This is a genomic window from Lactobacillus mulieris (assembly GCF_007095465.1).
GTDB classification, from domain to species: Bacteria; Bacillota; Bacilli; order Lactobacillales; family Lactobacillaceae; genus Lactobacillus; species Lactobacillus mulieris.
Map to the genome: position 1 here is coordinate 38,714 of NZ_SDGL01000003.1, position 13,128 is coordinate 51,841.

Genomic DNA, 13,128 nt, shown 5'->3' on the forward strand with positions numbered 1-13,128 from the left:
TTGATCTTCAAGAGCCTTAACAATCTTGTCAATTGCACCTTGAAGCTTATCTTGGTCAACTGGTGTGCTACTTGTACCCTTAATTTCAGTAGTTAAACCACTTGGAATAGTAATTTCAGATTCATTATTAGCATCGTCAACTGCCTTTAACTTAAGGTTTTGGGTGTTGTCGGTGTAGTTAATGGTAATGTCGCTATTTGGAGTTTCTGCAGTAACAGTTTGACTAGCAACTGTAGCAGTGGTTGGAACATAACCAGTAATTGTTGGTGCGTCATATTCTTCCCAAGTACCACTAGCATTATTATCATCAGTTAACCATGCAGTTGCAGTATCAGGAATAACTTGACCAGTAACTTTATCAAACTTAATCGTTCTGTGGAAGATAACAGTTTGCTTAATTACTTGTGGAGTCTTATCACCAGGACGGTTAACAGTAATTGTTCTAGTAACTTCCTTAACTACTTGGTCACGTAAGTTAGCTGGAACATTGTCTTGAGTGTATGTGTCTTGACTAGCCTTAACGTAGATAGTACCAGTTGGTAAATCTTTATCTTGGAAGTGAGCAACAATACTTTGACCATCTTGACTGAAGGTTACGTTTTCAGCTGGCTTAGCAGTATCTTGTTCATAACCTGCTGGAATTTCAAGATTTTCTGAAGAATCTTGTCCTGAAACACCAGTAATAGTTTGACTGCGAACAGTCTTGCCAGTAGCTGAGTCAACATAGTTGATAACTTGTGTCCGCTTTTGGTTGTTGTAAGAAATGTAAACCTTAATTAAGTGTGGAGTATTGTTATCAATTTGAATAATTGGAGTTACTTGAGCAACTGAAGGAGTGTAACCAGCATAAGCAGTTGGAGTGTAGTCTGGCAAAGTGTCATCATAACCATCAGCTGTATGTGCCTTGTTATATTCAGAGTTTACTCTCCAATCAGAGTAGCCAATAACTTCGTGAGTAAATTGGTTGACTAAAGCATCCCTAGTTAAACGAACTCTTTGTTCCTTAATCAGCTTAGGTTCAGTTGTACCAGGTGCAGTTTCATAGATATCACGAATAATATCAGTACCTAAATCAGCATCTGTTAATTTAGTACCATCCTTCTTGGTAGTACCATCTGGAATGTTTCCTTCTGGAACTGTTGAAACCTTCCGGTAGTATACGTGGAAAGTATCAGCATCAATTGGAACACCATTTGATTTTGCAACTACTTGACTTGGAACTACAGTAATTGGGTGACCAGTTACACCATCACTATCAACATAAACACTGATATATCCATCTACTTGATCGATTGCCTTTTCGCTGAAGATTGAATCAGCATCAGTCTTAGGAGTCCAATCACCAAAGACAACCTTTTGTGGTTGATCAGCTGTAGCTGGGTAAACAGTGACAGTTCTGACAAAGTTAGCATCTTGATTAATATACTTATCATGTTCTTGACCAGCACTTGTCAAGTGTTCAATGATTTGACGATGAACTGTCTTTTGTAAATCATCAGCAGTTATACCAGTTGGCAAGTTCTTGTCAGTGTAAGTGTAAGTAGTACCCTTACGTTGAACAGAAACAACAACAGGAACATTATCTGAAGTTATAGCAACTTGACTTGGAACTTCAATGTTAGGTGTTAATTCGTAGCCATCTGGGACATGCCCCTTAATATCAACATCTACTTGAGTACCAACCTTAGCTGGATCAGAGTCAAATGATCCAACAATCTTACCAGTATCTTTATCTTGGTACTTAATTGTTCTAGTTGCATCTTGAGCATCATAGTAAACATCGACATTTTCACCAGGAACAGTATCAGCTGTAATATGTTGAGCATCAACATCATATGCAGGTACTACTTGGTAATCAGAATCTCCACTCTTAGCAGCAATTGTAGCACCTTCACCAAATCTAGTAGTCCAGCGAGATTTGTAGCCCTTTTGTGGAGAAATTGTGTAAGTATCACTTGAACCAGACCATGGATTGTAACTAATTACTGTCTTAGTAACCGGATCATAGTTGGCAGTTCTAGTTGCAATAAAGTCTTGGCTAACAGTTTGAGTTGAACCATCAGTATTATGAACAGTTACAGTTCTCTTAACAGTAGTTTCAAGGTCAGCCTTCTTAATTGGACTACCATCAGGAATATGATCATGATCAACTACATCAGTCTTGTGATCAAAGTCTAATTCAATAATTTGATCAACTTTATCATCACTATCATAATTCTGAGGAATTACTGGATCCTTGGTAATCATAGTGTAACCGTTAGATTCAAGATATTGCTTAATAGCATCAATTGCAGCTTGAACTTCACTAGTATCAACAACAGCCTTACTCTTACCAATAATTGAAGTCATAATTCCACGAGGGATAGCTAACTCGGTCTTAGAATTATTGTGAACATCATAAGCCTTAATTAAAATCTTTTGGTCATTGGCAATGTAGCTTACGTGGACATTAATGTCACTACTATTTGGAGTTACTGTTTGCGCATCTAAACTGCCACCATTCAATACTCGAGTATAACCATTAATTGTTGCTGGAGCCACATCATCAGCTACTGCATTAAAGCTTTGACTATCATGGTCGTACTTAGTAGTAGTCTTACCATTTACCAAGTCTGTATCAGTAGTGTAGTTAAATGTTACCTTGTCGCTGTAGTTAATTGCACTACCATCTGGCTTAGTACCATCAACAGTTCTAGTGACATCTTTTGTACCTGTTGTTGTTTTATGCATGTGCTTTACATAGTAAACAGTTACAGCAGGTGTAGTGTCGCTAAGGGTGATACTATCGCCTAACTTATTATTTTCATCAGCCCATTCATAGTTTGCAGGCAAAGACTTTTCAGTATCGCTATAGGTATGTGTTTCTCCCACTTTATTATTGAAGATAAATGCCTTAACAACCTTATTGCCATCATCTTGGTCTTCCAAAACAACTTGGAAAGTAGATGATACAGGAGCATAACTAATCGTTACACTTTCTGGAGTAGTGCCTGCTTTAATGTAAGCATCATCAACACTTACAGAACTTACGCTAGATCTATTAGGAGCATAACGTGAAATTTCTGGTAAGAAGGCTTCACCGTAGTTAAGTCCTGGTAAAGTTGCGCTAGCTTGGCTAGTACCCTTAACTACCCATGGGGAGTAGGTGTAAGTATTAGTTACTAAGTCCTTAGTAGCAGTTCTAGTAAAGCTTGCGGTATCAGTTCTAGTTACTGATTTACCATTTACTGTGTAACCTGCTTGACCAGCAAATGCTTGAGCATGAGCTTCATCTGGGAAGTTAACAGTAATTGTTCTGCTAATAGTCTTTTCTAGATCTTCAGCATCACTAGGCTTGTTGTCTGGAGTAAAGTCTTGGGTATTGTGAGTGAAGTAAAGGGTAATAGTTTGATCAGCATAAGTAGTTGGGTTTGAAGTTGGAGTTTGAGAGTCAAACTTATAGTTTTGGCCAGCTAATCTTTGCTTAATTGCATCAATATAACCATTCAAGGTAGTTTGGTCAATATTTGAACCATCTTTACCTTCCATAGTAGTGGTTAAATCACCTAATGCGATTGGCTTATTGTTACTACTCTTATCAACAGCCACAATTTGAATGACACCATTTTGAACATAATCAATGGTGAATGATTCATTTTGAGTATTTTCATCAACTGTTTCTGCATTAATTGAGTCAACAGTTGTCTTCTTAATATTGTCAGTTACAGTTGGAGTGTATTTGGTAATTGCTGGTAATAAGTCACTACCATTAGTTACATCTGGCCAGTTTCTGTCAGTGTATTGCCAGTCAGTAGTTTGCCAAGTACCATCACTCTTCAAACTTACAGTTCTAGTCATCGTAGTAGTATAAGTTCTAGTGACAGTTTGACCATTAACAGTAGTAGTTACACCATTACCATCATTTGCCTTTAAGGCAGTAGCATCAACTGAGTAACCAGCTGGGAAGTTGACAACAACAGTACGAGTTACAGTCTTTTGAGCATCTGGCTTCTTAGTACCTGGATTTTGATAGTAAACATCAACAAATTCATCGTTAGTATTTGAGTCGATAGTTTCTTCAGGAACATTTCCATCTGAAATGATTGTAGGATCTGTCGTCTTGCCATCTATTGTCTTAGTGTAGACTATTACTTTATCTTGAACTGAAGGTACATTATATGCTGCCCACAAACTATCATCAGGCTTGTAAGCACTAGTTGCAATAATCTTCTTATCTACTTCATCGTAAGTAATAGTCCGGTAGAAGTCGACTGGTTGAGTGACAGTTTCAATCGTGCCATCAGTCTTGTGAATTCTAATAGTCCGAGTTACAGTCTTAACCACATCACGGTAAGTTATCCCATCAACTGGATCAGACTTATCCTTATCTGGGAAGTCACCAGGGGTAATTACTCTTTGGTTGTGAACATAACGGAATTCAACATGCAAGTCAGTGAAGTAAGGTTCTCCTGTAATCGCATAAAAGACTGAAGAACCCCAAGCATATTCTTGGCCATCTTTACCAACTAAGACCTTTTTATCTAGTTTCCAGCCAGCAGGAATCTTACCATCTGCCATTGAATCTGGATAATCACTTTCAGTATAAACTTCCCCAGCATTTGGTGTGTAAACAGGTCCACGACCTAAGTCAATATCAGCTATTCCTGAGTCACTTGGAAAGACTGCCTTGACATCAAGTGAATCCATAACAGTAGCATCAACTTCAGCAGCACGGCGACGACCATCTGTATTAGTCTTAGTTAAGATTGATAAAGGCCCATTGTCGGTATTATCTGGCTTCTTAGTATAAGTAATCGTTGGCAAGAAGGCAGTCCCAGCATTAGAATACCGAGACTGAGTAATGTAACCAGTAATTTCAATTCTACCAGATGAAGATTTAGGAGGAAGTGAGTCAATAGCAATTGCAACATACTTAACCTTTGACCAATCGGTAATTTGATCTGCTGTTTGCCATTGAGATAAATCTGGCTTGCCACTAACTTCAGTATTGTCCATGTTAAAGTCGCCAGTGTAGTAGTAGGCTTTAGCATTAGTTAAATTGCTTGGCAAAGTAATTGGACCAGTTAATTGGAAGTTCATTGAGTTTCCATGCTTATCAATTTGTGGTACTTCAGCAACAGAAACAATCCCTTTAACTCCATCAGAAGCTTGGTTATTCAAAGTCCATCCAAATGAAATAGTGTGGTCCTTAAAGTGAGTTGGGTTAACATCCGTTTTTACCACATCGCTCCAAGCCCCATTATCTACTTTAGCTGAAGTTACAGTGTTAACAATATCACCACTATTAACTTTAAAGGTCAAATCAGATACGTGGTAAAGATTAGTTGCATCCCCAGCTAAATCAAGTAAGTTTTTAGCATCATCACTAGTAGCCTTTGGATTTAAAGTAGAATCCATTGGCGTGGTTGACTTAATGTAAACTGACCCCTTGTAATTACCAGCAAGCACATCAAGTCCTGGAACTGCCCCAATTGTGTATTGATCGTTAATACCAGACTTATCCTTTGGCCAAGTATAGTATGATTTAGTCCCAGTATAATCCACCTTAATTACTTGTTCACCTTGTGAGTTAACAAAGGTGGAAACTTTAGGAATTGCAGTATTCCCACCTGCAGTAAAGTTACCTGCAGCTAAACCTGGAGCATTACGGTAAGTGATACCCTTGGGCAATACATAGTAAATGATTGGTTCATATGAACTATAACCACTAGCAGTCTTGCTTGAATCATCATATAAACCACGAATAGTCCAACCCTGTAAGTCACCAGCTTGAACACTTGTATCAGGTAAGGCTTCAAATTTAAGTGAGGCTTCAGTTTCGTCCACCGTTTGTGTTAATTTAGCAATTGGTGAATTAATTACTACACCTTGGGCAGTAGTTGACCTAAATTGGAAGGTTGCAGTCAATTTGTCACCAACATTTGACTTAGTTTCACCAGTTGCTAAATTCTTATTAACTACACGACCATAGAATGTATATTGATTATGTTTATCAAAGTAGTGGTTAACAATAGAAGCTGAACTTACTTGGTCAGGTGTTAAAACAATGCTTACAATTGCTGATGTAGGGTTAGCATTTTCAATTATTCCACCAGCATCAATTTTACCTGTTTGGGTACTACCATCTGCACGGGTTAAAGTGTAGTGATAATTATTAATGAAATTTGTTCCCTGCATAAAAGCAGCATTTGGAGTTGATAACTTATAGACATTTAACTTTTTATCAAAAGTGAAATATAAAGTTGGATTTCCATCTTTAGTAGTAAAACTTTGAGCCGTACCAGTATCAAATCTAAATGAGCCTTCATTATCATCAGGTTCTGCATCCAAAAATAATTTTTCACTTTTTCTCTTTGGTACCTTGTAAGAATTTACACTACCATAATTTCCAGCAATACTTGATGCTTCTTTTGGCATTCCTGTATCTGGGTCAATAGCTGTTTGAGAAGCTTTTTTTGCTTTATCAATACTATCTTGACCCATGATAGTTTCATTCCAAGTTGAATCACCAGTATATGAAATAGTAACTTTTTTACCTGTAGAATCATAGCTATTAGTCTTTTCAACATGTATTGGTCCTGACGCCCAAACTCGGGTATCAAAGTCTGGGATAGCTTGAGTAAATCTACCAAGAATTCGATATGAAGCTTGTGGAGTATCTTGGTACATAATACCGTAGCCAGAATCGATTTGGATAATGATATCTTTACCCGGACCATCTTGAGTAATATGGTAACCCTTACTATCCCAACCATTAACATTCATAGTTCCAACAGCATCAATTTGGTAACCTTCTGGTGTTGGAATAGTAATAGTTGTCCCTAGATTAGTTCCGCCATAAATTCCCCAATAGTTTGCCTGACCATTATTAGCTGGCAATGATACATTATCCCAGACGTGTAGAAACGTCGAGAACTCTTTTCCTGCTATTACTTTAGGTGTTCCATCTGGATAAGGATCTTGTCCAGATCCAGCAACTAAACTGGAATCGTTAGACATTCTAGCAAAAGTAAAATTTTCTTTAATATGAGTTGTAAAATCAGCTGAACTTTCTTGTTTGTCTTTATCTTTTTCTGGATCTTCTCCGCTACCGATAACGGCCTTAATTTGATAAGTCTTATCACCTATATCACTAGCTGAAAGATTATAAATCTTCGCTGAATCCTTACCTGAAACAATCCACACACCTTGGTTTTGGTATTGGAAGTAAACCGTTACTAAACTTTCAATATTGTTAGTCAAGTTATAAGTTTCAACCAAATATTGTCTACCATCTTCACCAGTAATAGTTTCTTCTTTTTGAGAAGTTACAGAGGCTGGTAAATCAGCTTGGGCACCTAACTTACTTGGACTAAACCCCTTAACATAAGGAAGGGTAATTTTAACAGTGTCACCAGCTTTTCCTTGAAAAGATACTGCAGCCACATAGTAACCTTGATCTACATCAACGCCAGGGTTGACGGCGCCTGTTGGTTGATCATCCCCATCACTACTTGCATAGAACTGATTACCACCAAGGAAGGTAACCTTAATGTTACGCCCTTGAATAGTAGAACCAGTAGTTGATTTATCAGCTTCAGCATTTGTCACTGCCTCACGTTTAGAACGATTTTGAGTTTGATCACTACTTGTAACCACTTCATTTGCATTAGTAACTGTAGTAGCTGCTGTCTGCTTAGCTACTTGGTCAATCCCATTTGGTGCTGTTTCTGAAGTAGAAATAGCTTCAGATTCTGCACCTGCATCGTTATTGGTAGCAGTATTAGCAGCATTACTATTTGAAGCTTGAGCAGCTAAATTGGTAGTTAGTGCTGCAACTGTCGCATTATCTTGATTTGCTACCTTGGTAACACTCAAACTATTATCCTTAACTACTGGTTGTGTTTCTTGAGTTTGCTTAGCTACTTTTGTTTCACTAGCTTGAGCATTAGCTTGCTCTTGTTTTTTAGCATTATCGCTCAAGGCTTTAATATAAGCCTGCTTCAAGCTTGCTAAAGCTGAGTCTACTTCCGTTTGTGAAGCGCTTTCATTATTAAGAATAGACTTAACAGAAGTCAACTGTGAAGCTAATTGATTCTTTTCTTCACTTTTGACAATCTCATCATAAAGCTTTTGTAAATCCGTCTTATCAGCTGATTTAACTGATGAACTGGCAGAACTAGTTGAACTAGAAAGTACCTCTTTATTTAGCTCGCTTCGTGCCGATGACGAACTTGCCGAACTTGTCTGCTCAGTACTTTCAGAACTGGTCTGACTTAACGGTGTTGTTGCAGCTTGCGCTCCCGCTCCCATAAAGCCAAAATACAACGACGTCGACAATAAAACACTCGTCAAGCCAACTGAAAACTTACGAAAACCGAAGTGTTGAACCTGTCTTGACGACTGTTCCATCTTATTTCGGAAATTATTCTTTGAAACTCCCATTATAATAACCTCCCACGGGAATATTCCCTTTATTACAATAGATATATTTGTTGTAGATTGTATTTGTTTAATATTAATTTATATAATAATAACGTTTACAACGTACATTACTATTTTACCACTTTAGTGCTATATACAACTCATTTACACATGAAATATAATTATATTTTTATCTTAAAAAAGCGCATAAAAAGAACCATATATTTTCTATATGGTTCTTTTTATTGGTTATACTAATTCATCATATAAGTCGAGCATTTCCTCATCATCTGGAATTAACTCCAAATACTTTTGAAGTAAATCTTTCAATGCCACTCTTTCTCCATCGATATTAAAGAGCCGAATCATGTCCTTCAAAAAATCAGCATTATTTTGCAAGTTTGGATAGGCAAGTAAGAATTCTTTGCGTGATTCTTGATATTTTTCTAAACGATACAACGAAACTGCAATATTCCATCTTGCTTGCGGTTCAAGATTTTCTTCATCAACTTCTCGGAATAACTGTAAGTTTTCCTCGTCTTTTTTCAAATAGAGATATAAATTCGATAATTGTACACGTAAATCCATATTATCGGGGGCAAATGATAGACCTTTCTTTAGCATATCAACAGCTAGGTCATATTTAGCACAGTTAGCAGCTACACGGCCAATTAAAGCGTAAAGGGTCTCATCATATTCATTGTATGTTAAACCTGTCTGAGCCGTCTCTAGCGCCTTTTCATTATCACCATTTGCTTCATAAGCCTGTGCAAGCAATGGATAGGCATTTACATAATCACTTGCCTGCTCTAATACACCAGTTAAATATTCAATTGCCTTTTTATAATCTTTTGTACTTAACAGAACTAAGCCTGCTTCGTATCTGGTATCAATATCAATAAAGTCCTGTCCATATTGTTTGATTATTTCACTGGCTTCTTCATAGCGACCTAATTTAGCTAAACTAGCAAAAATCCGCTCACGCAAATTAATCTCACCAAAATGTTTTTGTCTAGTAGCTAAATCTTGATAATAATGCAATGCCAGTTCATTTTTTCCAGTTGAATATGCTAATTCAGCCAAACCAAAAATAATTGCATCTTCTTTAGGAGCTAATTCATGTGCTTCTTGTAATTTTGCTTGCGCAGTTTCAAAAAGACCTAATGATTGGTAATAATCGGCTTGTACTAACAAGATTTCAAGGTAGCTATCACTATTTTCGTCTATGCTATAAAGCAAGCTTAAAGCATCGTCATCTTGACCATCATTCAATAAGATTTCGGCTAGATAAACTTTAAACAAGTCCTCTTCGGGATTCTTAGCAATCAGTGAACGATAAACATCTTTTGCCATATCACTAAAGCCCATATCTGTTAAGTTCTCTGCCAAAGCTGCGAGAAGCTCACTACTGTCAGAATCAAGTGCCTTCTTTAAAAGAATATTATTTTGAGAAAAATCATGTTTTTCAATTGCATCAAGCAGTTGCTCAGAATATGACATCAATTGATCCTTCTTTCTAGGTAAATTCGCTCTTTCTATCTTAACAGCTTCAAGTCATTTAAGAAATAAAAAAAGCCTAGGAAAACCTAGACCTTTTAAAAGTTAAGTAAAAATTACTTAACAGCATCCTTAAGAGCCTTACCAGGCTTGAATGCTGGAACCTTGCTTGCTGGAATTTCGATTTCAACACCAGTTTGTGGGTTACGACCCTTACGAGCGGCACGGTTACGTACTTCAAAAGTACCAAAGCCGATCAATTGAACCTTTTCACCCTTAGCAAGATCATCTTGGATTGATGCAAAAATTGCGTCAACTGCTGCAGCAACATCCTTCTTGGTAAGCTTAGTCTTAGCTGCAACTTCTGCTACTAATTCTGCTTTGTTTGCCATTGTATTCACCTCCTGAGTTTGAACCTATGAGTTCAGACTTATTCTTTAAAAAAGAATAAGGAAGAATGATCATGACCAATCATTGTTTCCTGATTCTAAAAATAGCACAATAAGCCCGTCATAACAAGGTTTTTTCAAAAAATAAATAATAAATCTTTCTTTGCTAGATACAAATATATATTTTCTTAGTTTATTATTAAAAACTTCTTTTAATTCCTTTATTTTCGCTTACGTGGCAAGATTTTTATCGGAGTACCAGTAAAATCAAAATTGTCACGAAGTTGATTAATCAAGAACCGTTTATATGAAAAGTGCATCAATTCAGGGTCGTTTACAAAGACAACAAAAGTTGGTGGTTGAACAGCTACTTGAGTCATGTAGTAAACCCTTAAACGTTTTCCCTTAATTAAAGGTGATGGTACAAGCTTAGATGCTTCAATTAACATGTCATTCAAGACACTAGATTGAATTCTTTGACTTTGGTTTTCAGCAACTTCTTTAATTAAATCTGGTAGTTGATCCAAATTTTTGCCAGTTTTTGCAGATACAAAAATAATAGGGGCATAGTCAAGATATTGAAATTCTTCACGAATGACTCTAGTGAAGTCTTTAGCGGAATTAGAATCTTTTTTAGGTAAATCCCACTTGTTGACAACAATAATCATTCCACGGCCTGCATCATGCGCAAATCCAGCCACATGCTTATCTTGTTCACGAATGCCAGTACTTGCATCTAAAACTAGGCAAACTACATCAGAGCGTTGAATTGCAGCCTGAGCACGTAAAACAGAATATTTTTCTGTCTTTTCGTAAACTTTTCCGCGACGTCTAATACCTGCGGTATCAATCATTCTAAACTTCGTGCCATCTTCGGCTACAAATGGTGTATCAACAGCATCCCTAGTTGTACCTTCTTCATTAGCAACAATAACTCGTTTTTGACCCAACATGGCATTGATAATTGATGATTTACCAACATTTGGACGCCCAATCACACTAAAGGCAATTTCATCTTCATCCTTAGTATCAGCTTCAGGTGGAAAATTCTCAACAACAGCGTCAAGCAAGTCCCCAATTCCTGTACCATGAGTTGATGAAATTGGAATTGGATCTCCTAGTCCTAAACTATAAAAATCATAAATATCTGCACGTTGTTCTGGATTATCTGCCTTATTAACAGCCAAAATAACTGGTTTACTTGAGCGATAGAGAATTCTAGCAATTCTCTCATCCAAATCAGTCAAATGCAAGGCAACGCTTGTAATCATTACAATTACATCCGCTTCTTCCATAGCAATATCAGCTTGAGCGCGAATTTCATCTTCAATTCGTCCACCTTCCCAAGTAATACCACCAGTATCGATGATATTAAATTCATGGCCTAGCCAAGAGGCTTTGGCATAATTACGGTCACGCGTTACTCCTGGTCGGTCTTCAACAATAGCTAAACGCTCATTAATAATTCGATTAAATAAAGTTGATTTTCCAACATTAGGTTGACCAACAATTGCAACAGTTGGTAGAGCCATTATTATCATCCTTTCTTTATTTGATTAAATTTAAAATCCAACAAAAAAAGCCGACTATCGTCGGCTTTTAAATCATCATTATTGACGGTCTTTCAATTGGTCACCAATGATGTCGCCAAGTGCAAAGCCGTTGTCGTTGTTATCGCTCATGTACTTCTTAGCTACAGAATCGTTACGTGATGCGCTACGACGAGCGTTGTTTCCTTCGCCTTCAGCTGCTGGTTGTGCTTGCTTAATTGAAAGAGAAATTCTCTTTTCATCTGGGTTAATGCTCAAAACCTTAACCTTAACAGTTTCGCCAACCTTCAAAACATCGCTAGGCTTTTCAACACGCTTGTTTGAAATTTCAGAAACGTGTACTAAACCTTGAATACCATCTGCTACTTCAACAAAGGCACCAAATGAAGTCAATGACTTAACTTCACCTTCAACTACTTCGCCTTCACTTAATTCTGAAGTTGCTTGTTCAAATGGTGATGGTTCAGTTTGCTTAATTGAAAGGGAGATGCGGTGTCTGTCGTCATCGATACCGATAACTTTAACCTTAACATCTTGACCAGTCTTCAATACATCACTAGGCTTGTCAATATGCTTGTATGAGATTTCAGAGATGTGAACTAAGCCGTCAACACCACCAACATCTACAAAGGCACCAAAGTTAGTTAAACGAGAAACTTTACCTTCAACAATATCACCAGCAACAAGTTGTGAAGCTACAGTTTCAAATGCTTCTTCACGTTCTTCTTCGATTAATTCCTTGTGTGAAATGATTAAGCGGTTCTTGTTAGGATCAATTTCGGTAATCTTAACCTTAATAGACTTACCAATGTATGGCTTAAGGTCTGAAACAAAGTGGTTAGAAATTAATGATGCTGGCAAGAAACCTCTAGTACCAACGTTAACAATTAAACCACCACGTACTGAACTAGTTACAGTACCTTCAATAGCGTTACCTGCTTCGTAGTCCTTTTGAAGCTTATCAAATGCTTCTCTTTCCTTCAAGCGAGTTACTGAGAAGAAGAATTCGCCGTTTTCCTTATCGCCACCGGCTCTTCTCAATACCAAAGCCTTGAAAGTATCACCAGGCTTAACTAAGTCGTGGAGATCTGCATTACGATCTTGTGTGAATTCACGACGAGTGATGACACCTTCAACACCTGCATTTTGAACACCAACTGCAATTTGTCCGTCTTCAACACTTAAAACTTCAACGTCTACAATGTTGCCAACTTCAACACCTTGCATTTCCTTTAAAGCATCTAAAAATTGATTACTGTTATCTGACATAAATACCTCCCAATATCATG

Annotated in this window: 5 protein-coding genes (1 of these 5 running past the window's edge); all 5 read right to left on the bottom strand. The window is 37.3% G+C overall.

Features of this window, described 5'->3' with window-relative positions:
- A protein-coding gene (locus ETI37_RS07785) for a mucin-binding protein (protein WP_006586641.1) crosses the window boundary here: on the bottom strand, window positions 1–8,424 show its start. It extends 20,904 nt beyond the left edge of the window; 8,424 of the gene's 29,328 nt are visible here — the first part of the coding sequence; it begins with the start codon at window positions 8,422–8,424; the stop codon falls past the left edge of the window.
- Window positions 8,425–8,652: 228 nt separating this feature from the next.
- On the bottom strand, window positions 8,653–9,903 hold the full coding sequence (locus tag ETI37_RS01640) for a tetratricopeptide repeat protein (RefSeq protein WP_143458376.1): 1,251 nt from the start codon (window positions 9,901–9,903) through the stop codon (window positions 8,653–8,655).
- Between the two features lie 113 nt (window positions 9,904–10,016).
- A complete protein-coding gene (locus ETI37_RS01645; protein ID WP_006586639.1) occupies window positions 10,017–10,292 on the bottom strand; it encodes an HU family DNA-binding protein in 276 nt (91 codons plus the stop codon).
- Window positions 10,293–10,510: 218 nt separating this feature from the next.
- Window positions 10,511–11,821: a ribosome biogenesis GTPase Der gene (gene der / locus ETI37_RS01650; protein WP_006587242.1), complete on the bottom strand. Its 1,311-nt coding sequence runs from the start codon at window positions 11,819–11,821 to the stop codon at window positions 10,511–10,513.
- Window positions 11,822–11,899: 78 nt separating this feature from the next.
- Window positions 11,900–13,108: a 30S ribosomal protein S1 gene (gene rpsA / locus ETI37_RS01655; RefSeq protein ID WP_006586637.1), complete on the bottom strand. Its 1,209-nt coding sequence runs from the start codon at window positions 13,106–13,108 to the stop codon at window positions 11,900–11,902.
- Between the last annotated feature and the right edge of the window lie 20 nt (window positions 13,109–13,128).

Coding starts and splice junctions, on each gene's coding strand:
- ETI37_RS01645 (WP_006586639.1), bottom strand. CDS start 10,292: ATGGCAAACAAAGCAGAATTAGTAGCAGAAGTTGCAGCTAAGACTAAG.
- der (WP_006587242.1), bottom strand. CDS start 11,821: ATGGCTCTACCAACTGTTGCAATTGTTGGTCAACCTAATGTTGGAAAA.
- rpsA (WP_006586637.1), bottom strand. CDS start 13,108: ATGTCAGATAACAGTAATCAATTTTTAGATGCTTTAAAGGAAATGCAA.
- ETI37_RS01640 (WP_143458376.1), bottom strand. CDS start 9,903: ATGTCATATTCTGAGCAACTGCTTGATGCAATTGAAAAACATGATTTT.